This is a genomic window from Pseudomonas moraviensis, from assembly GCF_900105805.1.
Taxonomy (GTDB): domain Bacteria; phylum Pseudomonadota; class Gammaproteobacteria; order Pseudomonadales; family Pseudomonadaceae; genus Aquipseudomonas; species Aquipseudomonas moraviensis_A.
In genome coordinates, this window is record NZ_LT629788.1 from 1,465,591 (window position 1) to 1,491,528 (window position 25,938).

Sequence of the window (25,938 nt, forward strand, 5' to 3'; positions counted from 1 at the left end):
CAATGAAACATCCTACAGTCATCAACGCAGCAAGACGGCTTCCAGTGACTGCATTACTTGCTGGGTCATGCTGTTCAATCGGATGGCAAAGAACCCATAAGCTCCCACGCAGATCACAAGAGCCGCCGCCCAGGGTGTCCACCACGGCCATTGCCGATTCATCTGGTAGTGGCGCGGCGCAACATTGTCCAGCGGGCGGGTCAACTGCGCAGGCACCGGATCGTGCAGCGTCCCGATTACGCCCTGCAATCGGCTGATCAACTGCTGCAAGGCTTGGTCGCCCTGGGTCTGCACGGCGTACTGGCCCTTGAAGCCCAGGCATAGACACAGGTACATGAGCAGCAACACGTCGCGGTATTGTTCCGGCGTTTCCTGCAGGCGGGTCAGCAGGGTGAAGAAGGTTTCACCGCCCCAGGTTTCCTGGTGGAAGGTGCTCAGCAGCGACTTGGCCTGCCACACCGACCCTGTGCCCCAAGGCGTGGCCAGCACCGCCTCATCGACAAACACGCACAGCACGTAGGAGAACACCCGCAGTTCGGCCTCGCTGTAGCCGTGCTGGCGCAGTTCTTCCAGCATCGCCTTGATCTGGTTGGTGAGGTGTCCCTGTAGCTGTTCCACCGACGGGTAGGTGTCGGTCCTGCGCAGGCGCATCACCAGCCCGAACAGCGGCATGGCGACGTCGACCAGCGGGTTGAGGCTATGCCCGCGCAACTGGAATTCCAGTGGATCGTGATTGCAGAACAGCTCACCGTCGGGCCGGCCGTCGAGGGCGTCGCCGTGGGTGCTGGAAAAGGTGGTGGTGGGGTTCAGAGTTGGCATACAGATCTCGGCGGATTAAATGATCGGTTGCTGGCCGGTGCGCATGGGCCAGGTGAAGGCGGTATGGTCGGCAGCGTTGATGATTTCCAGTTGCTGGAACGCGTTGGTGCTGGCGTACAGCGCCATGAAATGCGAGAGCACGCTGCCAAACAGGTGCAGGTCGCCGGCGTTGCTGAAGGCGGCGGGGTCGATGGTCAGGGTGGTGCAACTGCCGCGCACGGGCACACCCTGGATCCACCAGTCGACCGGAGCGGTGCTGACCTGCCGAATACCTTCCAGGCGGCGTTGGGTGGCGCGGTGGTGGGGCAGGTCGTGGGCTGCGATGAAGTCGTACACCTGCAACACCGCCTTGAGCGCCGCCGGCGATGATAGCGACAGGTTGTTCAGGGCCAGGTTGGAGATCAGTGCCCACTGCACCTGGCCGTCAAGCATCGGCGGGTAGGCGCGAGTGGGGCGGGTGAGGTTGCGGTAGGTGGCGAACGAGGGCGTGGTCTGAGTGGTGCGGTCGAGGTCGCCAACTTGCAACTGCCGAGGCAGATCGCCATTGCTGCAGGTCAGTTGGATGTTGAGTACTTCACGCTCACCCAGGTACGGGCGCTGATCGGCATGGATCAGGCGCAGGCTGTGTTTGGCGCGATCCTTGAGCAGCTCCGGTTCAATGATGTGGCTGTAATAGCGCGCCGTGCGCTCGCCGGCCGGTTCCACCTGATGCTGCAACGACTCATACGGGGCAAAGTCGACGCGATAGTTGTCTGCCGGGGTTTGCGGTTTGCGACGTCGGGCGCTGACCTCGTCGATGCTGAAGATTTCATAGGCGTGGGCGTGCGGGCCGCGCGGTTGCACGGGTTCGTGCAGTTCTTCGCCATTCAGCTGGATCGGTTCGGCCGGGTGTTCGAACAGGTTGATGGCGGGGGTGCAGTACAGGCAGAGCGTGTCGGGGTTGACGTGGACGGAGGCCGGCAGCGGGGTGGAAAAATGCAGCTCCAGGCGAATCTGGCCTACCGTGGCCTGAGGCCAGAGGCGGCGCAGGCCGCTGATACTGAAACCGTGAAAACGCTGGGGGAAGTAAAAGTACTCCTGGAGCAGGCGATAGCCCTCCAGCTGCTGCTCCAGGCCGGGCAGCAGTGCGTCGTGGGGCTCGAAGCCGGCAAAGCCGAGCGCATCCGGGGGCACGGCCAGGCGTTTGTCGTCAAGGCACAGCACCATCTTGTGCAGGTATTGGGCCAGCCATTGGTAGAGCGTCAGCGCGTTGATGTCGCCGCCACCGAGGTGGAAGTCCAGGCGATCGCCGATGAACTCGCTCAACGGCTGGTCCGACAGGGCCTTCAGCTGAATGCTCACTATCGACTTTTGCACGCTATGGGAGACGCTGGCGTGGGTGATCTGCAGGGGGTAAAGGGTTACGTCGGTACAGGTGCGAAAGGTGCAACTGATACCGTCCACCGGCTGCGAAAATAACGGCGTGCCTTTGGCGATCACCTGCGGGCCGCTGAGGGCGTGCAGCATCGGGTCAAACCGTACCAGCGTCAGGCTGGGCAACGGGCGCAGGTAGTTGGGGTAGACCTGTTGCAGAAGCGGGTGGGTGAGCTGCGGCAGATCGTCCTCGATCTTCAGGGCCAGCTTGGCGGTCAGGAACGCGAACCCTTCCAGCAGTTGCGCAGCCCCCGGATCCGACGCCTGCTCACCCAAGAAGGGCGCCAGCTGCGGATTGTCTTCAGCGAACTCGCGCCCCAACTCGCGCAGATAGCGGAGTTCTTCTGAGAAGCGATCTTTTAGTGACATGGCGCAAGCCTTTTTAGTTGGTTTAAGTTGTTGCGGTTTTGTGTAAGAAAGTTCTGTAGGAAGTTGGATTTAGTTGATTAAAGTGCGCCTAGGTAAATATTTTTAGATATTTCGGTTGGCGGAGATCCTTCGTCAAGATAATTGCATCGATCAGATGTAAAATTTTGTTTCTTTCGTTTCGTGCATTGAAAGTTAGTTATTTGCGCTGTTACTGTTCGCCGGAACTTTACGAATGAAATCCGCCAAGGCATACATAATTTTTCGCACATGCTGCGGAGATGATTTCATCTTGAAAAATTCAGGGGCGAACAGTTAATGAACAAGAGGCTGGGCACGTTGGCGCGTGGGTTTTCCGCTCTCCAGCGCCATGGGGCACTCATCACTATTGCTGCCGGGATGTTGATCATTGTCGTGGCGCTGGGCTGGCTCTGGTGGCAGGGCCCGACCTGGACCTGGCGCGACGAGCAGCCGTTGGCGCCCTGGTCGCTGCGCCTGGCAATCAGCGTGGTACTGGTGGCGCTGCCGCTGTTGGTGTGGACCGGGCTTGTGCACCGTCGCCAACGCCGGTTGCAGCGGGAGCGGGAGCAACAGGCACAACGGGTGCAGGATCCTTGCCTGGTGTACCTGCAAGCCCAGGAACGCTCATTGGAAAACAGCCTGGCGCGGGTTCGGGACAACCATCAGGGCCGCAGCCTGCACCAGATCCCCTGGTACCTGGTACTGGGGGAGGAGAACGCCGGCAAGTCCAGCTTTATCAGCCGTTCCAGCCAGAGTTTCGCCCTCACCCGCACCGCGCGCAGTGGCGCAGCGCAAGTGGCCGCAGATCCTGATCTGGCGTTCGATATCGACTGGTGGATCGGCGATGAGGCGGTACTGATCGACCCGCCCGGCGAGTTCATCAGCCAGCCCGAGCGGCAACCGCCGCCCACGCCAGCTCCAGCTGCGCCCACTGAAGAAGCGGCGGCGGACACTGACGCGATCACCGAACCCGTGGTAGCTGCCCAAGTCGAACAACCCATCGGGCTGCCTGCCGGCGCCGAGAAACGCCTGTGGCACCATCTGATCGACTGGCTGGCGCGCAGCCGCAGCCGCCGTCCGCTCAACGGCGTGGTGCTGTTGGTGGACATGGTCAGCCTGTTCGAGCGTCTGCCCAACGAGCGCCGCAACCTGGCCTATCTGCTGCGTGCACGCCTGAACGAACTGGGCCATGAGCTGGGCACGCGCCTGCCGCTGTACGTGGTGCTGAGCAAGTTCGATTTGCTCGACGGCTTTGAAGAGTTGTTCGCCAAGCTCCCTGCATCGGCACGGGAAGAGGTACAGGGATTTACCTTCAGTCTCGAGTCCGTCGAGGATTTTGATGCATGGCTGGGTGAATTGACGGTCGCCTATGACCGCTTCGTCGATGCGCTGAACATGAAGGTTATGCTGGCCATGGGTAACCCCGGGCCAGCCGATGTGCGTGAGCGGCTGTTCTGCCTGATGCGTCAGCTCAGCGGTTCACGGGAGATTTTGTTGCGCTTTCTCGGCGATGTATTGGGCAGTGATCGCTACACCACGCCGGCCCTGGTGCGTGGTGTGTACCTGTCGTCGGTGTACCAGCGCGGCATAGTGTCCAACCTGTTCGTCGAGGCTTCTGCGCGGGCCTACGGGTTCCCCGCGCCGGTCAGCTCGGCCAAGCCGCAGGGGCATTCGGTGGTGTATTTTGCCCAGCACCTGTTACAGCGGGTGGTCTACCCGGAGGCGGGGTTGGCCGGGGACAACTTCAAAGTGGCACGGCGCAAGCGCCGCCTGCTGCTCAGCGGTTCAGTACTGGCCGGGATGTCCAGCGCGTTGCTGGTGGGCGGTTGGTGGTACTACTACGGCATCAACCGCGACAAGGCCGACCAAGTCCTGGCCCAGAGCCAGGCCTTCAGCACCAAGGCCAGCGACCTCCAGGCTGACCCGACCGGGCTGAACTTGCTGGTGCCGCTGGATGAAATTCGTGATGCGGTCACGGTGTATGGCGACTATCGAGCCACCTGGCCGAAATTGGCCGACATGGGCTTGTACCAGGGGCAACTCATCGGGCCGATGGTCGATCAGGCCTACCTGAGTTTGTTGTCGCGGCGTTTCCTGCCGGCGATTGCCGAACGCGCCGTTGAGGTCATCCGCCGCGCCGAACCGGGAAGTGACGGACAACTTGCCGCCCTGCGCGTGTACCGCATGATTGAGGATCGCGACAATCGCCGTCCGGAGATCGTTGCACAATGGATGGTCCAGCAATGGCAACAGGCCTATCCGGGGCAGGGCCAACGCCAGGCGGCTTTGATGCGTCATCTGACTTACGCGCTGACCTATGCCGATGTCGAGCTGCCCGAACACCGTGCACTGATCGCAGAAACCCAACAGCAACTGCGCAAACTTCCGATGGCGCAGCGGGTGTACATGGCCCTGCGCCAGCAGGCCCAGGAACGCCTGCATGGCGAACTGGATTTGCGCAATGAAATCGGCCCGGCCTTCGACGTGGTCTACCGCCCCCTGAACGAACGCGACAGCGGCGCGGCACTGGACGAAAACCTGGCACTGCCGCCGCTGCTGACCGCACGGGGCTTTCGTGATTATTTCGAACCCAACAGCCAGAACGTCACCGAGCTGGCGTTGATTGATCAATGGGTACTGGGCGAGCGTCGCAGCCTGGATTATTCCGAGGCTGACCGCCGGGTGCTGACTGAGCGACTGCGGGCCTTGTACAGCGCCGACTATGTCGACTGCTGGCGCCGCGCGTTGAACCAGTTCGCTGTGACCGACTTCACCGATCTGGCCCAAACCCTGGAGGTGCTGGGGCAGGTCACCGGACCGGCCGCGCCGCTGCGCCGCCTGTTGGAAACCGTGCGTGACAACACCCTGATCTACCCGCCGGTCACGGGCAAGGAGGCGTTGCCCGTTGGCGATGAGACCGGGCGCACTCAGGCGCTGGGTATTCATCGCGCGTTCGCGGGCCTGTCCGGGCTGCTCAATGCCGAGCAGGATAAGCCGTCCTACTATGAAGAAACCCTGCGGGCGATCAATGCCGTCTACGACTACGTCAAAGGTGTGCAGGACCAGCCGAGCCCCGGCAAGGCGGCGCTGGGGGTGGTGCTTACCCGGTTTTCCAGGTCCGATCCTGACCCGATTCGCAACCTGCAACGCATCGCTTCGGGTCTGCCCGAGCCCCTGAACCGACACGTCAACCAATTGGCTTCGCAGAGCTCTCAGATGTTGACCATCACCGCCCTGCTCGAATTGGAAAAACGCTGGGACAGCGAAATCTACAGCTTCTATCGCGAGCGTCTGGCGGGTCGCTACCCGTTCAAATCCAGTGGCGAGGACGCCTCGCTGGAAGACTTCGAAGCCTTCTTCGGCCCACAGGGTCGACTGCAGCAATTCCACGATCAGTACCTGAACGTGTTCCTCAAGGACAACCTCAACGCCCTGTATTCCGACAGCCTCGGCGGCTACCTTGTGCGCAGTGACGTGCTTGAACAACTGAAAAAAGCCGAGCGTATCCGCGATACCTTTTTCAACCATCGCGGCCACTTGGCCGTACAACTCACTATCGAACCCCTGGCCCTGAGCGCCACCCGCCTGAGCAGCATGCTCAGCGTCGACGGCCAGTTGATCCCCTACCAGCACGGCGCGCCGCAACGCACCGGACTGGTCTGGCCCAACAGCCTGGGCAACAGCAATGGCAGCCAACTGACCCTGGTGCACAGCACCGGCAACACCGCCAGCCTGAGCTATCGCGGGCGTTGGTCGTTGTTCCGGTTGCTCAGTCGCGGGCACCTTAATGGCCGAACCGACACCAGCGTGGACCTGACTTTTTCAGTCGCCGATGGGTTGATGCGTTATCGGATTGGCGCGCAGAAGGCCAACAACCCGATTACCCAGCGCAGTTTTGAAGGGTTTGTGTTGCCCAGGACGTTGTTGGAAGAGCGCCGTGCGCATCGAACCACGAACGGTGTTGCGCAACGCTGAGGCACGAAGTCGATCCGCAAAATCGGCGGGTGGCGAGATCAATTCACCATGAATGCAACAGGACGCTTGGCATGACAATCAGGCTACAACTACTGACCGAAGACCCTAAAGAAATCGAGTTGATCCAGCGTTACTGGGCGATGGATGAATCCGGGCAGTTTCTTGAAAAAGTGAATGTACTGAATGAGGTGCTGCAACTGCCTCAGGGCGTCACGATGGCGGCCTTCATACGTGAGCGTTGCAGAGCGTTCGATGAAAATCAGGCGTGTCCTGAATGCGACGAACGGGTCGAAATCCGCAACCGCTCCCAGGTCTGGAAGAGTGCATTACGCTCGACCACGCTCTGCACTCGTTGTCAGGATGAGCGGGATACCTTGGCGAGGGAGGCTGAGAAAGCGAAAGCGGCACAGTTGGAGGCGCGTCTTGCCGAATATCATCGCCAACAAGCCTGTCAGGTTGTGGATTATTCTGCGATCACGGACGCGCAGGCGCTGTTACTGCTAGCACTGGACAATGCGGTCACGCCAAGGCTGACCCAGGCCGGTTTTACGCTGGCTGATTGTCGAGGACTGGCACCTTGGTATCTCGACGACTTTCTCAAGATTCTGAAGGACGCGGGCGTCCTTCTCGAGGACCCCTCGAAGGCAAAGCCAGGAACGTATTACTGGAAAGGGGACGACGTGTGGGTAGTGAGCGATCAGGTGGCGTACGTGCTGATGCCCGGCGCCACTGCTGTGGACGGCGGCGAAGTTATCCGAGTTCTGTCGGAACGGACCTATACGGATGTCGACGGCATTTTCAATCTGTGGCTGGAATACGCCATTGCCGATGTCATGAGATATTTTGGCGACCACTGCAAACGGTACGGCCATGAACTCGCCGAGCAAGAGTGGGACGAGATAAAAAGCACCCTGCGCTCAGCCCTGCACACCTACAGCGTTACTCAACTCTGGTTTGTTGCGTGGAAAGTCGTCAAAGACGCTGCCAGTCTGGCCAGCCACCAATATTACAATCGGGTAAAAGCCGCAGCGACGATTCCCGGAAAGATAAGGCGGTACTTGGAGAAGGCCAAACGGGAGTCGCTCGAGCTCAGATCCTGGAACCGACCGGAACATCAACCGGCAGGTACATTGGGTATGTTGTTTGAAGAGTTGTTCGGCATTGACGAATACACCAGCGGCTTCACAGCGAGCAGACGAATTACCCATGTCACTGGGCAGGAGTGCGCAACCGGTGTCGACGCCGAACTGTGCGCGCCCATACGTGAGTTGATGGTCAATGCGTTGGCGCTGGATGCGGGGACCTCAGTGATGCTCAGGTTCGCAGAATTGATTCGTGCCGGGTATGACGTTGGTTTTGCTATAGCGGAAATCGGCGGCTTTCTGCAGCGAGAGCATCCGGGCGACCATTGCACGTCACTCTCGGAACGATAGACGGCATTGCGATCGGCGCCTTGCATACCCGCGTAATGGTCCTTCAACCCTAGCCATGATTGACTCTTGCGCAGAACCGGCCAACTATCGCTCGCATAACAACGACCGATGGACCCGACCTTGATTGAACGACGTCAATTCAGCGGTGGCATGAAGGGCAAGAACCTTCGCTATCTGAATGAGCAGAACACCGATACCACCGGCGTGACCCGCACCGGTTTCCTGTTGCTCGAACACTTTTCCCTTCCGGCCTTTACCCAGGCGCTGGACACGGTAGTTACCACCAACCTGTTGCGCCCGGGGCTTTTCTCGTCGCGCACTTTCGGCCTTGGCGATGGCGAGGTGATCAGCGATCTGGGCCTGGTCATCCGCCCCGATGCGCGCCTGGATTCTGCTGCGCTTCACGAGCTGGATCTGCTGGTGATATGCGGTGGCTACCGCACCGAACTGCGCGCTAGCGACGAATTCATCGGTTTACTCAAGGCCGCAGCGGAGCGGGGCGTGAGCCTGGCCGGATTGTGGAATGGCTCGTGGTTTCTCGGCCGCGCCGGTTTGCTCGACGGCTATCGCTGCGCGATTCACCCGGAACATCGCCCGGCACTCACTGAGATCGCCAAGAACACCCATGTCAGCAGCGAGCCTTACGTGATCGATCGTGATCGGCTCACCGCGTCGAGCCCGTCCGGGGCCTTCCATATGGCGCTGGACTGGATCAAGGGCTTGCACGGCAAGGCGTTGGTCGAAGGCATTGAAGATATCCTCGCCTTCGAAGAGTCGCGCTACCGGCGCATCAAACCCGATGAAAACATCTGCGTCAGCGCGCCGCTGCGTGAAGTGATCAAGCTGATGGACGCCAACCTCGAAGAACCGTTGGAACTGGAACAGCTGGCCGTATACGCCGGCCGCTCACGGCGTCAGTTGGAGCGCTTGTTCAAGGAACAACTGGGCACCACGCCGCAACGCTATTACCTGGAACTGCGCATCACCGAAGCACGACGCCTGCTGCAACACACCGAACTGTCGCAGGTGGAAGTGCTGGTGGCTTGCGGTTTTGTCTCACCGAGCCATTTCAGCAAGTGCTACAGCTCGTACTTGGTTATCGGCCTTCGAAGGAGAAGCGGCTGGTTAAATAGATCGACCGGTGCAATCCCCAAAAACCCTCACCCCAGCCCTCTCCCAGAGGGAGAGGGAGCCGAGGTATCTTGCGCTGTACATCGACCTGAAAGATGGATGTCGATTATGGATTCAATACAGCGCTCTCAGGTCGGCGTAAATCTTGAGCATCCCCCAATCAGTTCCCTCTCCCTCCGGGAGAGGGCTAGCGTGAGGGGCTTTTGAGGGCGGGGCTGTCATCTTGCGCTGTACATCGTCCTGAAAGATGGATGTCGATTATGGATTCAATACAGCGCTTTCAGGTCGGCGTAAATCTTGAGCATCCCCCAATCAGTTCCCTCTCCCTCCGGGAGAGGGCTAGGGTGAGGGGCTTTTGAGGTCGGGTCTGTCAGAGACGATCCGCATCCATCACAGCCTGCGCAAACGCCTTCGGCGCCTCTTGCGGCAAATTATGCCCAACCCCACCCTCGATCAGCCGGAATTGATATTTCCCGGTAAAGCGCTTGGCATAATCCTCCGGTGCCGGGTGCGGTGCGCCGTTGGCATCGCCCTCTAAAGTAATCGTCGGAACGCTGATCGACGGTGCAGTCGCAAGTTTCTGTTCCTGCGCGGCATATTTCTCTTCGCCCTGTACCAGGCCCAGACGCCAGCGGTAGTTGAACGCAGTGATCTCGACGTGATCGGGATTCTGCAACGCCTTGGCACTGCGATCAAAAGTCGCGTCATCAAACTTCCACTGCGGTGAGGCGAGTTGCCAGATCAGTTTGGCGAAGTCGTGGGTGTTCTTGGCATAGCCGGCGCGGCCGCGCTCGGTGGCGAAGTAGAACTGGTACCACCACTGCAATTCGGCTTTGGGCGGCAATGGATTCTGGCCGGCGGCCTGGTTGCCGATCAGATAGCCGCTGACCGCCACCAGTGCCTTTACGCGCTCAGGCCACAATGCCGCGACGATGTCCGCCGAGCGCGCGCCCCAGTCATAACCACCCAGCACCGCCTGTTTGATTTTCAACGCGTCCATGAAGTCGATCACGTCACTGGCCAGCGCCGCCGGTTGCCCATTGCGCAGGGTGTCTTTGGACAGGAACTGCGTATCGCCATAACCCCTTGCGTACGGCATCAGCACGCGATAACCCTTGGCCGCGAGCAGGGGCGCGACTTCGTCATAGCTGTGAATGTCGTAAGGCCAACCGTGCAGCAGAATCACCACCGGACCATCGGCAGGACCAGTTTCGGCGTAGGCCACGTCGAGTACGCCAGCCTTGATGTGCTTCAGCGCGCCGAAAGGCGAGGGCGCTGAATAGCTGACGGCGGCGGGTTCTGTGGTTTGCGCCTGAGCGCCGCCGACGGCGCCGAACATTGACAGCGCCAGGACTGACAAGCCGAGCGCGTGGGTGATTTTAGAGGTGTGCAGAGTCTGTTTCATGCTGACGTCTCCTTTGCGAGCCTGTGGCCAAGGGGCTGGATGAACCCTTGAAACCTTGGGTGCATTGGAGCGTGTCGAGGTATCCGCTCTGTGTCGGCATAGGAGGTTTTTGCAAGGGCGTGTATGGCAGCGGGACGCGTACACACTGTGATACACGGCAACGAAACCGAGTGTTTTCGCGGGAAAATAATAAGTGGCTGTTTTAAAACAAAAAATATTTCGTCTCGGGCTTCCCAAACGAAACGAATGTTGATAAATTGCGCCCCGTTCTCACAGTGATCCTCACGGAGCCGCTGACCAGAGCTACAGGGGCGTCGCCAAGCGGTAAGGCAGCAGGTTTTGATCCTGCCATGCGTTGGTTCGAATCCAGCCGCCCCTGCCATCTACGAAAAAACGCCAACTTCGCAAGAAGTTGGCGTTTTTTTATGCCTGCGATTTGCTGCGCTAGAGCCAGTCAGCCAAGCAGGCGTACGCGATGCCGAAGCACCGCGCACGCCGCCCACTCAGTGCGGTGCGCGCGGGATGGTTTTCATCAGGTCTTCAGGGCTGATGTGGCCGACCACGCTGCCCGGCTGTGGCAGATTGAGGATGTGGCCTTTCATCTTGCCGATGATGTGCATCTCGCACGGCTTGCAATCGAACTTCAGCGTCAGCACTTCATCGCCGTGAATCAATTGCATCGGCGCGACCTTGGTGCGCACGCCGGTCACGCCTTTGGCCTGTTTCGGGCACAGGTTGAAGGAGAAACGCAGGCAGTGCTTGGTGATCATTACCGGCACTTCGCCCGGCTCTTCGTGGGCTTCGTACGCCGCGTCGATCAGCTTGACGCCGTGACGGTGGTAGAAGTCGCGGGCCTTCTGGTTGTAGACGTTGGCGAGGAAAGTCAGGTGCGAATCCGGGTACACCGGCGGTGGCGTGGTTTCGGCTTTACGGCCGCCACGCGGATGCGCAGCGACACGCGCCGCAGTAAGGGCTTCAATGACTTCGCGGCGCAGCGACTTGAGCTGCGAATTCGGGATGAAGAACGCCTGTGGCGCATCCAGTTTGATGTCGGTGGCGTGGTACTGGGTGGTGCCGAGCTGGCCGAGCAGGTCGCGCAATTGCTCCAGCGCCTGTTCCGGCTTGTTGGCCACACCGAACGGACCGTTAAGTGTGACGCTGGCGTTGATGCCTTCTTCGCTGGTCGCGGTCACTTCCAGCTGTTCTTCGCGCAGACGGGCGAACCAGCTCAGGGCCACGCGACGTTCCGAAGAGGTTTTCTGCAACGCCTGCTGCCAGTTGTGATCGAGGTTGCGATTCAACGGGTGGCTTGGACGCAGCTTGAACAGACCTTCAGGCATTTCGTTCGGCTCGACGCGGTAGCGATAGCGCTTCTCGCCGTCTTCTTCGAACTCACCTTTTGCTTCGGCGATGTTGGCGCGGAAACCGACCACTTCGCGTTTGACCAGCACGTTCAGGCCGTCGCCGTTGGACAGCGGCTCGTGGGTGATGACCTGCATGTCACGCTTGCCGACTTTTTCCACGGTACCGACCGGCAGGCCGGTGAAGGTCGGCGAATCGAAGGCGCCGATGTCGATCTTGCGATCGGTAACGAAATAATCGGTGCTGCCACGGTGGAAGGTCTTTTCCGGATCGGGCAGGAAGAAATGCACGGTGCGGCCGCTGGAGGCGCGGGCCAGGTCCGGGCGGTCTTCCAGCACGTCGTCCAGACGCTGGCGGTAATAGGCAGTGATGTTCTTCACATAGCCCATGTCCTTGTAGCGACCTTCGATCTTGAACGAACGCACGCCGGCCTCGACCAGCGCGCGGATGTTGGCGCTCTGGTTGTTGTCTTTCATCGACAGCAGGTGCTTTTCGTAGGCGATCACGCCACCCTTTTCATCTTTGAGGGTGTACGGCAAGCGGCACGCCTGGGAGCAGTCGCCACGGTTGGCGCTGCGGCCGGTTTGCGCGTGGGAAATATTGCACTGGCCGGAGAAGGCTACGCACAACGCGCCGTGGATGAAGAACTCGATGGCCGCATCGGTTTCATCGGCGATCGCGCGGATTTCTTTCAGGTTCAGCTCACGGGCCAGTACCAACTGGGAGAAACCGGCCTGATCGAGGAACTTCGCTCGCTCCAGGGTGCGGATGTCGGTCTGGGTCGAGGCGTGCAGCTCGATCGGCGGAATATCCAGCTCCATCACGCCCAGATCCTGGACGATCAGCGCATCGACACCGGCGTCGTACAACTGATGGATCAGCTTGCGGGCCGGCTCCAGTTCATTGTCGTGCAGGATGGTGTTGATGGTGGTGAAAATGCGCGCGTGGTAACGACGGGCGAATTCCACCAGTTCGGCGATTTCGCTGACTTCGTTGCACGCATTGTGGCGCGCACCGAAGCTCGGGCCGCCGATGTACACGGCGTCGGCGCCATGCAGGATGGCCTCGCGGGCAATGGCGACATCGCGAGCAGGGCTGAGCAATTCCAGGTGATGCTTGGGCAAGGACATAGTTTTTTTAGTCAGGCGGTCACGGGCAAGGGGCGCATTCTACCCGTGAAACGCGCGGCGGGCACGTGTGTGCTGCCCGATGGTGGCTGGCGATCGGGTCAGTTCGGTTGACTGTTGTGTTGAATGTTCCGGCCTCTTCGCGGGCAAGCCCGCTCCCACAGGATTTTTTCGCGGTGTACTCGGAATCGCGGCTACACACAAACCATTGTAGGAGTGAGCCTGCTCGCGATAGCGTCGGGTCAGTCAAATCATCTTGTCTGACACACCGCTATCGCGAGCAGGCTCACTCCTACAGGGGTTGTGTCATTCCAGAGTAATTGAAATGACGCTGTGCAATTTCAATCAGCCCTTGGCCGCCATCGCCGTCACTTCCACACGCATCCCTTCAACCGCCAGCGACGCAACGCCAACCGCTGCCCGCACTGGCCATGGCTTGGCGAAAAAGCGTTTATAGACTTCGTTGAACGCCGCGCGATCAGCCATGTCGGTGAGGTAGATGGTCAGGTGCATTACGCGGTCCATCGAACTGCCGGCACGCTCCAGTGCGGCTTTCAGCGCTTGCAGCGTGCACTCGCTTTGCTCGGTGATGCCGCCCAGTTCCAGACTGCCATCGGCGCGGGTGGGGATCTGCGTCGAGACCATGATCCCGCCGAAGGTGGCGACGTCGGACGAAATCGAATCGGTGTCCGGATCGGGCGTGAAGATGATGTCTTGATTGGCCATGGGCATCTCTTGTTCGAGTGAATGAAGGTCGCGCCAGTTTACAGATTCCCTCCGGCGATGGCCCGTGCGCGTTCAGACTGGCTGCGTTGCTGCTTCCGCCGCGATGGCCGCAAGCACACTGGGTCGCGCACCGATGCGTTTCATGTAGCTGGTCAGCGCTGGCCATTCGGCGATAGCGATGTCAAATGTCGGCAACCAGGTCAGCACCGTGAACAGGTAGGCATCGGCGACGCCGAAGCTACCCATCAGATAGTTCCGATCCGCCAGAATGCGCTCAAGGTAATCCAGCCGCTTGCACAGTTTCTGCCGAAAAATCGCTTTGACTGCTTCCGGGATTTCGGCGCTGAACAATGGCGCGCTGGCGCCGTGGATCTCCGAGCCGATGAAATTCAGATGCTCCTGCAGTCGTATGCGCTCCCATGTACCGACCGCGGGCGCCAAGGTGTTTCCCGGGACCTGGTCGGCGAGAAATTGCAGGATCGCCGGGCCTTCGGTCAGCACTTCGCCGTTATCCAGTTGCAGCGCGGCCACATAGCCTTTCGGGTTGATATCGCGAAAGTCAAGGCCTTCAGCCGTGCGCTTGGTCTGGTTGTTGACGCGGATCAGCTCGAACGGCAAGCCGAGTTCGCGCAGAACGATGTGCGGTGAAAGCGAACAGGTCATCGGTGCAAAGTAGAGTTTCATGGCGTGTCCCCGGAAGTTTGAGGCGCCACGATCCTCTGCGGGCGAAACTTCCGCAAAGGTCATTTGCGGTGCTAGCGTATGACAAATTCTCATGCGTAATGCAGGCCCCATGATCGCCAGACTTCCCTCTCTCAACGCCTTGTGTGCTTTCGAAGCGGCCGCGCGGCATATGAGCTTTACCATGGCTGCAGCCGAGTTGAATGTCACCCAGACAGCAATCAGCCACCAGATACGACGCCTCGAAGCCGAGCTGGGTGTCACGTTATTCCTGCGACTAAAGAATGGTTTGGCGCTCAGCGAAGACGGCCAGGCCTACCTGCCGGGCGTGCGTTCGGCGTTTCATGCGCTGCGTCATTCGACGCAACAGTTGCTCGAATCGCGCGGGTCCAGCGTGCTGACCATCAGCACGCTGGTCTCGGTTGCGTCGAAATGGCTATTGCCGCGCCTGCCGGCATTCCAGCAGGCGTTCCCGGACATCGATGTGCGCATCAGCGCCACAACCGACCTGGTGGATTTCCGCCGAGGAGGTATCGATGCGGCGATTCGCTACGGGCGGGGCGAATGGAAAGGTCTGCGCGCGGACTTTCTCATGGCGGATAAGGTATTTCCTGTGTGCAGTCCAGCAGTGGCGACGACATTGCACACACCGCAAGATCTGGCCAGCCACACCCTTGTACAAGTCAGTGGTGTCACCGCTAAAGACTGGCAGGCATGGCTCAGCGCCGCAGGCCAGCCTGCGCAGTTGGCCGCTGGCGCGAAGCTGACCTTCGATCTGGCGATGATGGCGGTGCAGGCGGCAATTGACGGGCAGGGCGTGTGCATCGGGCGTTCGACTTACGTGAACGACGATCTGCGTGCAGGACGATTGGTCGCACCGTTCGACCTGCGCCTGCAGGATGATCTCGGCTTCTATCTGGTCACACCCCATGAAACCGCTGACTCGACAAAGATCAGCGCATTCAGACAATGGCTTGTGGCTGTGGCCCGCGATACGTTTGTATAAGCGTGTATCAACCCTCAGCGGATACACACGGCAACACCAAACCGGGCTTTCGAGACACATCCGCCTTACATGCCGAGCCCAAAGTAGCCCTCACACCAACACTACGTTTGAGAGGGCACCACCATGTACCGTCCACTGTTTCTGGCTTCTGCCGTTGTCTTCGCCTCCCTTACCGGTTTCGCTCATGCGGCGGATGCGCCGGCGACGAGCTGGCAGAAAGGTTTGAGCCGCACCGATCTGGTTCGCCAGGATCTCGGCGCTGACAATCGCGAAGTGATTCAGGCGCGAATCGATTTCGATGCCGGCGTCAGCGCGCCTCGGCATGCGCACCCTGGCGTTGAAGTCGCCTATGTCATCAGCGGCACGTTCGAGTATCAGCTCGAAGGGCAAGCGCCAGTGACACTCAAGGCCGGCGATTCGCTGTTTATCCCGGCGGGCGTGGCGCATGTGGCAAAGAACATTGGCAGCGAGAAGGGCGTGGAACTGGCGACTTATATCGTGCCCAAGGGCGAGCCGCTGCTGATCCTTAAACCATGACCTGTCAGGTTGCTATTTGGAGCGCGGCTTGCTCATCGCGCGCTTGATGCGCATCCAGTCCTGATAGGCCGCCGTTCGCTTGGCGTCGGCCAAGGCCTTTGCTTCGCTGAAGCGAGCCCAGGCCTCAGGGCTTTCGGTGTCATGCTCGATGATTCTGTAGGCCGCTTCTTCCAGCAGATCGGCCTCACGGAACATCGCGACATTGTCGGCCATCTCGTCGTCCCAGGAGCGGCCGAAATCGAATTTCAAGGTGTGTTCTGTCATTTCACGTGATCCTCCTCCCAGACCAGAGACACCGATTCTCGCCATTGCACTTCGGTCACGCCGAAGCGTTCCGCCATCGGTTTGGAAAAACGTTTCAACGGCAGCCGACCAGGGCGGGGAATGGGCGCTATACCCGCGTCACAACTTGCCCACTGCCAGGCTTCGGCATTGTTCATGTTTTTTGTGCGAATGACGAATGACCTGGGCTTTCCGTGCAGCAGGTAATCGATCACGTACAGATCTGCTCCGCTCATACATTTCCTCCCCATGCTTATGAACAGGGATATCTGAGGAAATGAATAATTCAGAGAAAATGCACGCTGCCGGGACGATCGGTTGTTAGTTGGGATTAGAGTTTGTATGGCGAGTGTGCGGAGTACAAATTCGTCTTGCAGGGCAAGGCAAACGCGACTGCCACGGCGCGTCAGTAAGTTGCAAACTTACGAATAAATACACGAACAGACGAAGTCCGCATGAACCTCGGTATCTTCAACCGCCGTGATCAGACCTGCATGCAAGGCTTCTTCAGGATTGATGATGCGCGGCGCTGCCGTCAGATACTTCTCCGTCTCCAGCGCGTTTTTTCCGTTACTTGTGCGCTCGGCGACAATTTGCGCGTACAGGTGCAAGTCATAATCCAGGCTCATGGCATATTCCGACATGCGTGAATGATCGACCGCTCCCTGCAGGTGCCAATGAAAAGGGTGAAACAGAAACTTGCTATGAGTACAGGCGGTTCGGCGTTGGCCAGCAAGGAAAACGATATTGCCCATCGACTCGACCGTGCCCAGGTTATGGGTGTGTACCGGGACGGGCAGCGCTATCAGAAAGTTGTACATCGTGAAGCCGTAACTGCATTCGCCACCCATGGTGGCGATGTTCAGAATCAATCTGGGAGCATCTTCCTTTACCGCCAACGAGGCTTTGTCAATCAGTTGACCACAGGTTGATGCATTGATCGGACCGGTAAAGTTGATGACGTGGACAGGCATGGCGATTTCCTCGACGGGCCGGCTGCGCTGCGAACGGGCTCCTTGCGCAGGACTGGTAAGCTCAGTCAGGAGCAGCGTTCATAGGTTGGCGCCGTTTCCGTTTCTCGAGAGTTTTCAGCGTTAACGATCAACTGCCTGCGCTCGTAACACGCATGTTGGGCACGATCGCCGTGCTGCGGGTGGCCAGGTTTTCTTTCAATGCACGGTGACACCGAGGGGTCCGGTAGTTTCTCGGAGGAACTGCGCGTTGCCTCTGGAACGCCTTCAGCGCCTTCGTGCCGGTGTAGCTTGCCTGGAACAATATCAATGGCGGTCGTCATCATTGCGCTCCATCGAATATTACAAAGGGCAGCAAAGCTGCCCTTGTACCGCTCATTTACGATTTGCGACCTCCACTGTGGCTGGATTGTCCGCCTTTGCGACCAGCCTCGGATGCTTTTTCACGATCGTTGGCGAAGTTACCGCCAGACTGTCCGCCTTTTTTCCCGGACTCTTGCGTCTTGTCACGATCGTTGCCGGCCTTGCCTGTATTTTTATTTCCGGTGGTCATGATAGCTCTCCGATATCTCTTAACGTTTCGCTAGTGATGTCCGTTGTCGCGATGGACACTTACTTCGATTACGTATCGGTTCACGGTGTTTTGATTATTTTTAACTGATCCGATGAGCGGTATTTCTCTACGTGAACTTGATCTAGTCATTTATCGCGATATAACTAAAGCAGCTATGTTCAATCGCAATGAATAATAAAGAATTGTAATTACACCGATGCCGCGCAGTTGGTTAAGCAGTTGGTTGAAGTTGCTTGAACCGAAACTACCTGAACCGCGGCAACGGCCGGTCGATCGGCTTGAGTGTCGACAGCGTGTCGCGGATCAGCGGCGCATCCTTTTCAATATCGTGCAGTCGATCGCGGATGCGCAGGGCCGTCGGATGCCCGCCTTGATGATCAACCCAGTCGGCAATCTCTTTGCAGGCGGCTGCGAGGCGCGCCTGGCGGGCGTCGAGCAGGGTGAGGAGGGTGGTGATGGACTCTTTCTCGGACATGGAACACCTCCGTTCGCTGAAACGGCTGAGTTGCAACACAAAGCCCGCGTGTCGCAAACCTTCAGATCAACTATAGAAGACCTGCGCGATCGTGCAAAAAATACCCGGCTCAGCTCGACGGCGAAACTCATTGTAGGAGTGAGCCTGCTCGCGATAGCGGTGTGTCAGTCGACATCTTCATCAGCTGACAGACCGCTATCGCGAGCAGGCTCACTCCTACAAGGGGGTACGTGCGACTCAGGACGCCTCGGTTACTTCGCACATGCGTTCGAGAAACATCGCCAAAGCCACTTCCTCGGCGCGCAAGCCTTTGCGTACTCGTGGGCGGGGCAGTTCGGCGAGGGCGCCGAGCATGAAATGCTCGACCACGGCGGGGTGGATGTAGCACTTGCGGCACACCGCGGGGGTGTTACCCAACTGTTTGGCGACGTTCTTTACGGCTTCGACCACGTGGCGCTTGGCTTCGGTTTCCGACTCATGCTGCAACTCGCGCAGCACCGACAAGGCCAGGGCGCTGCCCGCCCATGTGCGGTAGTCCTTGGCGGTGAACGCAGCGCCGGTCAGTTTCTGCAGATAGGCGTTGACGTCGGACGAGGTAACGGTATGCCGCTCGCCGTGTTCATCGAGGTACTGAAAAAGGTTCTGCCCGGGAATTTCCAGACAGCGCTTGATGATTCGCGCCAGGCGGCGATCCTTGACCGTGATCTGGTGCTCGATGCCGCTCTTGCCACGGAACTGGAACAGGATCGCGCTGCCGTTGACCTCGACGTGGCGGCTGCGCAACGTGGTCAGGCCATAGGAGCGATTGTCCCGCGCATATTGGGTATTGCCGACGCGGATCAGCGTGGCGTCGAGCAAGGTGATCACTGTTGCCATGACCTTGTCACGGCTGAAGCCCGGCGCATCGAGCAGCGCTTCAAGCTGGCGCCGCAGTTTTGGCAGGGCCAGGCCGAAGTCGCGCAGACGCGAGTATTTGTCGGCGTCGCGTACTTCGCGCCAGCGTGCGTGGTAACGGTACTGCTTGCGCCCGCGCGCATCGCGGCCGGTGGCTTGCAAATGCCCGCAGGGATCGGCGCAGATCCACACATCGGTATACGCCGGCGGCACCGCGAGGGCGTTGATGCGTTTGATTTCGTCCGGGTCGGTGATGCGCTGCCCCGACGGTTCGAAATAGACGAACTTGCCGCGCAGTTTTTTCCGGGTGATACCAGGCTGAGTGTCATCGACGTAATGCAGATCGGCGGGCAGGGCATCTGTCAGCACGGTATCGGGCATGGCGGTTTCCTTCGGTCATACGGCAGTCTGTAACAGGATTGACCGCAGGCGCTGGCCGTCGTGCCGAATGATTTACGCGAGCACCGCCACCGCCTTGATCTGCGCCCATAGCCGCTGGCCCGCATGCACGTTCAATTGATCCTTGGAAAACCGCGTGATCCGCGCCAGCAACGGCGTGCCTCCAGCGTCCAGTCGGATCAGCACATGGGCACTGTTGTCAGCCGCCTGTTCACTGACCACCGTCACCGGCAGACGATTAAGAATGCTGCTGGCGGCATCGTTGTGCAGCGCTAGACTGATGTCGCGGGCGTGCACTTTGCAGCGCAAGGCCTGGCCCACGGCCATCGGCGCATGGGTGACGCGAATGTTCATTTCCGTGGCCGGCAATTGCAGGCTGAGCAATTGATAGGTGGCATCGTAGGCGCTGACCTGGCCTTCGATGATGACCCCGGCGTCATCGCCCATCGCCAAGGGCAGGTCCAGACGCGCGAGGGTTTCGCCGATCGGGCCGCTGGCGAGGGCTTTGCCATCGCTGAGCAACACCAGATGATCGGCCAGCCGCGCGACTTCATCCTGCGCATGGCTGACGTACAGCAGCGGAATATCCAGTTCGTCATGCAGGCGTTGCAGGTACGGCAGGATTTCGCTTTTGCGCCGGCTGTCGAGAGCCGCCAGTGGTTCGTCCATCAGCAGCAGTTTCGGGCTGGTCAGCAGAGCGCGGGCGATGCCGACGCGTTGCCGCTCGCCACCGGACAGATGCTGCGGATGACGCTCGAGCAAATGGCCGATGCCGAGCAGTTCGGTGGCCTGGTTCATGTCGACCCGGCGTTGCGACCTGGCAATGCGTTTGCGGCCAAACTCCAGATTGGCCAGTACCGACAGGTGCGGAAACAGGCTGGCTTCCTGAAACACGTAGCCGAGCGCCCGTTTATGCGGCGCTACGAAAATGCCCTTGGCGCTGTCCTGCCAGACCTCGCCGTTGATCTGCACGAAGCCCTGTTCTGCGCGTTCCAGCCCGGCAATGCAGCGCAGGCAGGTGGTTTTGCCGGAGCCGGAATCACCAAACAGCGCGGTGACGCCGCGGCCCGGCACCTGCAGATCGACATCCAGCTCGAACCCGGAATAAGCGCGTTTCAGACGTACGTCAATCATCGATCAGCTCCAGCCTGCGCGGGTCTTGCGGCTGGAATACAGCGCCAGCAACACCAGAAACGAGAACACCAGCATCGCCCCGGACAGCCAGTGCGCCTGAGCATACTCCAGCGCTTCAACGTGGTCGTAGATCTGCACCGAGACCACCCGGGTCTTGTCGGGAATGTTGCCGCCGATCATCAGCACCACACCGAATTCACCGACGGTGTGGGCGAAGCCGAGAATCGCTGCGGTGACAAAACCGGGGCGCGCCAGCGGCAGGATCACGCTGAAGAACGTGTCCCAGGGATTGGCACGCAACGTTGCGGCCACTTCCAGCGGGCGAGTGCCGATCGCCGAAAAGGCATTCTGCAACGGCTGCACCACGAACGGCAGGGAGTAGATCACCGAGCCGATTACCAGCCCGGTGAAACTGAACGTCAGCGTACCCAGCCCCAGCCATTGGGTGAACTGCCCGAGAAAACCGTGTGGCCCCAGCGCCAGCAACAGATAAAAGCCGATCACCGTCGGCGGCAGCACCAGCGGCAGGGCGACGATGGCGCCAATCGGGCCGCGCAACCATGACGATGTGCGCGACAGCCATAAGGCGATCGGCGTGCCAATTACCAGCAGGATCACGGTGGTCAGCGACGCCAGTTTCAGGGTCAGCCAGATGGCGGCGAAATCGGCACTGGTCAATGACATTTACAGTTGATATCCGTAGGACTTGATCACCGCAGCGGCTTTCGGGCCCTTGAGATAATCCACCAGGGCCTTGGCGGCGACGCTGTCCTTGCCTTTGTTCAAGATCACCGCATCCTGTTTGATCGGATCATGCAGGGTGGCCGGGACTATCCACGCCGAACCGCTGCTGACTTTGCCGTCCTTGTAGATTTGCGACAGGGCGACAAAGCCCAGTTCGGCGTTGCCGGTGGAGACGAACTGATAAGCCTGAGTGATGTTCTGACCTTCGACGATTTTTGCTTTGGTAGCGTCGGTCAGTTGGAGTTTCTCCAGCACCTGTGTGGCGGCCAGGCCGTAAGGCGCGGCTTTCGGATTGGCGATGGACAGGTGCTGGTATTGGCTGGTTTTCAGCACCTCGCCTTTCGAGTCCACATAACCTTCCTTCGCCGACCACAGCGCCAGCGTGCCGATGGCGTAGGTGAAGCGTGAACCTTTGACGGTTTCGCCTTCCTGTTCAAGTTTTTCCGGGGTCGTGTCGTCAGCGGCGAGGAACACCTGGAAGGGCGCGCCGTTCTTGATCTGGGTGTAGAACTGCCCGGTCGCGCCATAAGCAGCAACCAGTTTGTGGCCAGTGTCTTTTTCGAAGTCGGCAGCAATGGCCTGGATGGGCGCGGTGAAATTGGCGGCAACTGCCACTTGCACTTCGTCAGCCTGCGCGGCGCCGATGCTGAAGAGTGCTAGGAGTGAAGCGAGGCAGGCAGGGGCAACGCGTGTGGCAGCCAGGGTCATGTAGAAAGCTCCGTGATCGGCGGTTAGTGCTCTGTTTGTGATAACGCCGATACACGGGCGCTATCGCTATATAAAGAAATATATAGCGAGACGCCGCCAAGTGGCGAGGGATTAAATCCGCTCGCCGCATGAATTCATTGACGATTGAGTTTCGCCAATCCGCCTTCGGCGAGTTGCCGGGTGAGTTCGGCGCTGCCGATGTCCTTGCCCAGCGTGAGCGCCTGACCGGCCCAAAGATTGGCGAAGTCCGCGTCATCCTTGGCTCGCAGTGGCATGAGTGCACCGCCGGCCAACGGAAAGGCTGGCGCCTGCGCGGACATCGGGCCGAGTTCGCGCATCGCCCGATTGACAATGCCCCGTGCCGGACGCCCGGTGAAAATATTGGTGATGGCGGTCTCGCTGTCTTTTGCAGTCCGCAGAGCCTTGTGATGCGAGGCGCTGACTTTCGCTTCCGGGGTAAACAGGTACGCCGTGCCGACTTGCACTGCCGAGGCGCCGAGCATGAACGCTGCTGCAACGCCCCGGGCATCGCTGACTGCGCCAGCCGCTATCACCGGCACTTTCACCGCGTCGACCACCTGCGGCACCAGCGCGAAAGTGCCGACCTGCGTGCTCAGATCCTCGCTGAGGAACATCCCCCGATGCCCACCCGCCTCATAACCCATGGCGATGATCGCGTCGCAGCCGTGCTGCTCCAGCCAGATTGCTTCTTCGACCGTGGTGGCAGACGAGAGGATTTTCGCCCCGGTGGCCTTGACCCGATCGAGCAGGTTTTTCTCCGGCAGACCGAAATGAAAACTCACCACCTCGGGCCGGAATTCTTCGAGCACAGCGCACGCGGCTTCATCGAAAGGTGCACGGTTGGACACCGGCGTCGGGGCCTCGAAATCGGCGCCCAGTTCGCGGTAGTAGGGTTCGAGGAGGTTTTTCCAGTCACGGGCTCGCTGGTCATCGGGCGTCGGTGGTTGATGGCAGAAGAAATTGACGTTGAACGGCTTGCTGGTGTGCTGGCGGATGGTTTTCAGTTCTTCGCGCAGTTGCTCGATGCTCAGCATCGCTGCCGGCATTGAACCGAGGCCGCCAGCGTTGCACACGGCAATCACCATCGAAGAGTTGGTCGCGCCGGCCATCGGGCCCTGGATGATCGGCAGTTCGATACCGAGAAGATCAAGGATGCGGGTGTCTGGCCACTGACTCATATAGCAATTCTCCGAACGATGAAACGGGCAGGGACGGCAACCGGTTTTAGCAGCAAAACCGGCTGCGGGGCCAGTCTGAAATTCTGAACATCACGTGCAGTTTTTCAGCGTCGATGCAGTCCGCCACCTCCACCGCCGCCAAACGAGCGGTTCATCATTTGCGAGGACCGGTTGTAGTTGTGCGTGCGCTGGTTGCCGAGATTGCGCGCGGCGGATTCGCGATTGAGGTTTTGTAGCTGCGCATTGTTGTTCGCGGGTTGGGTTCGGTTGGCACCGCCGCCGGCCACGGACTGCCACCCATTGTCGGTTTTCTTGTAAACGTTGCCGTCGCGCCCGGCATAAACGTTGTCACCGACGCGGGCGGCGCCGCCGTTGCGGCCGTGAATGCCGCCGTATTGCGTGGTGTTGCCAGTATTGGGGTTGTAGACCGCGCCGCGATTGGCGCTGACTTTAGTTCCGGTGCGGACGTTGCCGGCCGTCACCCGTTCGCCAACGATCGCGCCGCCGTTCGGTCCGGCCGCTACGCCGCTGCGTCCGCCGGCGTAATTCCCGGTATAGGCGTTGTGCACCGCGCCACGCTGGCCAGCGGCGGCAATACCGGTGCGCGAGTTGTACGAGGCACCGACCTCACCGGCCCAGCGATTGCCGGTCCAGGCGTTGTAGCCAGCGCCGTGACGGCTGACGGTCGCGCGGTCGCCCCACTGATGATAAAGATTGCCGGTGGTCCCGGCCCAGCCACCCGGGCCCCATGCCACGGCACCGCCGCGATAACCGTAGGCCGCGCCGCCCCAGGCCAGCGGCGCCGGGTACAGACGCGGACCCCATGCGTAACCCCAGCCGTAATTTCCCCACCACGGATACGCGCCCCAACCCCAGCCCATCGCGTTCGTGCTGCCGCCCCAGCTCCAGCCGAAACCGAAGCCGAAGGTCCAGCCGGTCCACGGCGTGTAGCGGATCGCGACGCCGAAACCATAGGTCACCGGCGGCCCGTACCAGACACTGCCGACCCACGGCGTGTACGGATAACCGGTGCCATACACCACGACGCCGGTCGCCGGGTCCAGCGTCGAGCCTTGATAACCTGGGGTGTAGCCGACCACCACGGTATCGCCACTGGACTCGTAAACCTTCACGTAGGTGAGGTAATGCATCGGTGAACCGGGCGGGATCGAATAAATCACCGCTGGGACTGAAGTAGCCACGCTCCAGGGGCCGTCCACCGAGGTGGCGCTGAACCAGATGCCATTCTCCACGGCCCACCAACTGTCGTTGTCGACACGAATGATCGGCGTGGCGCTGTTGATCACGTATTGCAGTGGCGTATTGCTGATCGCTTTGAGCTGCGGCTCGCCGTCAAATTGCGGTGTGGTCATCTTCACCGCGCTTTTCCTGATCGCCGAGGTCTGCGGGATGGTGGCGGCAATCGCAGCCTCCTGAGCCTGTGGCGTACCGGCGACCGAAGCCTTGACGTTCTCTTTCGCGCTGTCGTCAGGAATATTGGCAAAGTCGGCCGGCAGTTTGTCTGCCGGGACAAAGGTCCATGGTCCGTTCATGTCGCTGGCGCGAAACCAGCGCCCGGAAATCAGCACGTAACTGTTCTGATCCCCGATTTCCTTGAAGATGTGCCCGGTGGTGTTGCTCACGTACAACAGGCTGGTGCCCTGAATCGGTTGCCATTGCGCGGCGCCGTCGGTGACCAGCAGTTCCGTTGGCGTAGTGGCGATGAAGATTTTCGGCTGTGGCGGCTTGGCAAGGCTGGGGACCTTGTCCTTCGGATCGCTTTGCCCGGTGAGCAGGTCCACCTGGCGACTGTTGATCGCCGCCTGTCTGGCTTTTTCCAGATTGGCCGGCGGCGCAGCAAGGCGCGTGTAATCGCCGTTCAATTTATCTGCAACCAGCCAGCCGTCGAATACATGCAGGTAGTGTTTGCCTTGTGCATCCTTGAGCAGCAATGGGCGCGTGTTGATCACCCGTTGCAGCTCGGTACCTTCCACTGGCCGATAAGCCGCCTCACCGTCGATGTACACGAGGATTGCCGGGCTGTCGGAGCTGACGATGGTCGGCGGAGTGTTTTCCAGTGGTGCGCCGTCGGCTTTCCGTTCGGCGTTCAGCACGCCGACTGCCGCTTCCAGTTGATCGAGGGAGATGGTTTTCTTGCGGCTCTCGGCATCTTTTTTCAGGATTGAGAGCCATGTATTGGCCTGTTTGGCATCGGCGGGAAACTCGGCTTTGAGGATCTGGTACTGATCGAGCGCGACCCAGCGAGTGGCCTTGTCTACGAGAGTGTGAGCGCTGAACTCGACGATGCCATAGGTGGATTTGCCGTCGGCGGCCGTGGCTTCGACGGCCGCGCGGGCATTGAGTGTGTAGCCGTCCCAGTTGTCGAGCTGCGGCTGATACACCGTCAGCTTGCTCTTGCCGCTGCTGATCACTTGCGGCCAGGTCGGCTCGCTTGGCGCCGCATCCGGCTTTGCTGCAGGGGCGGCTGCCCAAGCATTGCCAAGCGTCAGCAGACACAACATCAGCAACGTGGGTAAAGCGCGCAGGAAAAGCATC

Annotated in this window: 20 protein-coding genes, 1 tRNA gene and 2 pseudogenes; 6 read left to right on the forward strand and 17 right to left on the reverse strand. The window is 59.9% G+C overall.

The genetic code is table 11. The features are described from left to right. Positions 1-21 precede the first annotated feature (21 nt). Together icmH and tssF are read right to left on the reverse strand one after the other, a co-directional pair. Complete coding sequence (icmH, locus tag BLU71_RS06950) at positions 22-819, reverse strand: type IVB secretion system protein IcmH/DotU (RefSeq protein ID WP_083352653.1); 798 nt, start codon at positions 817-819, stop codon at positions 22-24. Positions 820-834: 15 nt separating this feature from the next. Then, a complete protein-coding gene (gene tssF / locus BLU71_RS06955) occupies positions 835-2,601 on the reverse strand; it encodes a type VI secretion system baseplate subunit TssF (RefSeq protein WP_083352654.1) in 1,767 nt (588 codons plus the stop codon). Positions 2,602-2,916: 315 nt separating this feature from the next. On the opposite strand from tssF, the gene tssM reads away from it, so the two are divergent. The 3 genes and pseudogenes from tssM to BLU71_RS06970 all read left to right on the forward strand — a co-directional run bounded on the left by tssM (position 2,917) and on the right by BLU71_RS06970 (position 9,160). Beyond that, positions 2,917-6,594 carry a type VI secretion system membrane subunit TssM gene (gene tssM, locus BLU71_RS06960; protein WP_083352655.1) on the forward strand — a complete coding sequence of 1,226 codons (3,678 nt, stop codon included), beginning with the start codon at positions 2,917-2,919 and terminating at the stop codon, positions 6,592-6,594. A gap of 71 nt (positions 6,595-6,665) precedes the next feature. Next, a complete protein-coding gene (locus tag BLU71_RS06965; RefSeq protein WP_083352656.1) occupies positions 6,666-8,027 on the forward strand; it encodes a hypothetical protein in 1,362 nt (453 codons plus the stop codon). A gap of 108 nt (positions 8,028-8,135) precedes the next feature. Further along, a pseudogene (locus BLU71_RS06970) lies at positions 8,136-9,160 on the forward strand (GlxA family transcriptional regulator). Positions 9,161-9,528: 368 nt separating this feature from the next. Here BLU71_RS06970 and BLU71_RS06975 read toward each other — a convergent pair. Beyond that, on the reverse strand, positions 9,529-10,563 hold the full coding sequence (locus BLU71_RS06975; RefSeq protein ID WP_083352657.1) for an alpha/beta fold hydrolase: 1,035 nt from the start codon (positions 10,561-10,563) through the stop codon (positions 9,529-9,531). A 307-nt stretch (positions 10,564-10,870) separates the two neighbouring features. Between BLU71_RS06975 and BLU71_RS06980 the strand changes: the two genes are divergently transcribed. Then, positions 10,871-10,945, forward strand: a tRNA-Gln gene (locus BLU71_RS06980). 121 nt (positions 10,946-11,066) lie between these two features. Here the strand turns inward: BLU71_RS06980 and BLU71_RS06985 are convergent. The 3 genes from BLU71_RS06985 to gstA all read right to left on the reverse strand — a co-directional run bounded on the left by BLU71_RS06985 (position 11,067) and on the right by gstA (position 14,462). Beyond that, positions 11,067-13,055: a peptidase U32 family protein gene (locus BLU71_RS06985; protein ID WP_083352658.1), complete on the reverse strand. Its 1,989-nt coding sequence runs from the start codon at positions 13,053-13,055 to the stop codon at positions 11,067-11,069. A gap of 342 nt (positions 13,056-13,397) precedes the next feature. Further along, positions 13,398-13,778 carry a RidA family protein gene (locus BLU71_RS06990; RefSeq protein WP_065616240.1) on the reverse strand — a complete coding sequence of 127 codons (381 nt, stop codon included), beginning with the start codon at positions 13,776-13,778 and terminating at the stop codon, positions 13,398-13,400. 72 nt (positions 13,779-13,850) lie between these two features. After that, positions 13,851-14,462 (reverse strand): glutathione transferase GstA, encoded by a 612-nt coding sequence (gstA, locus tag BLU71_RS06995; RefSeq protein WP_083352659.1) that lies wholly within the window; start codon positions 14,460-14,462, stop codon positions 13,851-13,853. A gap of 109 nt (positions 14,463-14,571) precedes the next feature. On the opposite strand from gstA, the gene BLU71_RS07000 reads away from it, so the two are divergent. Together BLU71_RS07000 and BLU71_RS07005 are read left to right on the forward strand one after the other, a co-directional pair. After that, positions 14,572-15,465 carry a transcriptional regulator GcvA gene (locus tag BLU71_RS07000; RefSeq protein ID WP_141681043.1) on the forward strand — a complete coding sequence of 298 codons (894 nt, stop codon included), beginning with the start codon at positions 14,572-14,574 and terminating at the stop codon, positions 15,463-15,465. A 123-nt stretch (positions 15,466-15,588) separates the two neighbouring features. Then, complete coding sequence (locus BLU71_RS07005) at positions 15,589-16,002, forward strand: cupin domain-containing protein (RefSeq protein ID WP_065616243.1); 414 nt, start codon at positions 15,589-15,591, stop codon at positions 16,000-16,002. Between the two features lie 12 nt (positions 16,003-16,014). Here BLU71_RS07005 and BLU71_RS07010 read toward each other — a convergent pair whose 3' ends face one another. The 11 genes and pseudogenes from BLU71_RS07010 to BLU71_RS07060 form a co-directional block, all read right to left on the reverse strand. Continuing rightward, positions 16,015-16,266, reverse strand: a complete 252-nt coding sequence (locus BLU71_RS07010; RefSeq protein ID WP_083352660.1) for a hypothetical protein — start codon at positions 16,264-16,266, stop codon at positions 16,015-16,017. Continuing rightward, positions 16,263-16,520, reverse strand: a complete 258-nt coding sequence (locus BLU71_RS07015) for a DUF6555 family protein (RefSeq protein ID WP_083352661.1) — start codon at positions 16,518-16,520, stop codon at positions 16,263-16,265. The genes BLU71_RS07010 and BLU71_RS07015 overlap by 4 nt, the downstream gene beginning before the upstream one ends. A 186-nt stretch (positions 16,521-16,706) precedes the next feature. Continuing rightward, positions 16,707-17,258 carry an ATP-dependent Clp protease proteolytic subunit gene (locus BLU71_RS07020; protein ID WP_042606840.1) on the reverse strand — a complete coding sequence of 184 codons (552 nt, stop codon included), beginning with the start codon at positions 17,256-17,258 and terminating at the stop codon, positions 16,707-16,709. Between the two features lie 376 nt (positions 17,259-17,634). Continuing rightward, positions 17,635-17,751, reverse strand: a pseudogene (locus BLU71_RS07025) (general stress protein); the annotation flags it as partial. A 322-nt stretch (positions 17,752-18,073) separates the two neighbouring features. Next, on the reverse strand, positions 18,074-18,304 hold the full coding sequence (locus tag BLU71_RS07030; protein WP_016774936.1) for a hypothetical protein: 231 nt from the start codon (positions 18,302-18,304) through the stop codon (positions 18,074-18,076). A 237-nt stretch (positions 18,305-18,541) separates the two neighbouring features. Continuing rightward, positions 18,542-19,579, reverse strand: a complete 1,038-nt coding sequence (locus tag BLU71_RS07035) for a DNA topoisomerase IB (protein ID WP_064362767.1) — start codon at positions 19,577-19,579, stop codon at positions 18,542-18,544. A 72-nt stretch (positions 19,580-19,651) separates the two neighbouring features. Next, on the reverse strand, positions 19,652-20,731 hold the full coding sequence (gene modC / locus BLU71_RS07040) for a molybdenum ABC transporter ATP-binding protein (RefSeq protein ID WP_042606843.1): 1,080 nt from the start codon (positions 20,729-20,731) through the stop codon (positions 19,652-19,654). 3 nt (positions 20,732-20,734) lie between these two features. Continuing rightward, positions 20,735-21,415 (reverse strand): molybdate ABC transporter permease subunit, encoded by a 681-nt coding sequence (modB, locus tag BLU71_RS07045; protein WP_042606844.1) that lies wholly within the window; start codon positions 21,413-21,415, stop codon positions 20,735-20,737. Next, on the reverse strand, positions 21,416-22,183 hold the full coding sequence (gene modA / locus BLU71_RS07050; RefSeq protein WP_083352662.1) for a molybdate ABC transporter substrate-binding protein: 768 nt from the start codon (positions 22,181-22,183) through the stop codon (positions 21,416-21,418). Positions 22,184-22,317: 134 nt separating this feature from the next. Beyond that, on the reverse strand, positions 22,318-23,382 hold the full coding sequence (locus tag BLU71_RS07055) for an NAD(P)H-dependent flavin oxidoreductase (RefSeq protein ID WP_083352663.1): 1,065 nt from the start codon (positions 23,380-23,382) through the stop codon (positions 22,318-22,320). Between the two features lie 104 nt (positions 23,383-23,486). Continuing rightward, positions 23,487-25,937 (reverse strand): autotransporter, encoded by a 2,451-nt coding sequence (locus BLU71_RS07060; RefSeq protein WP_083354310.1) that lies wholly within the window; start codon positions 25,935-25,937, stop codon positions 23,487-23,489. Position 25,938 lies beyond the last annotated feature (1 nt).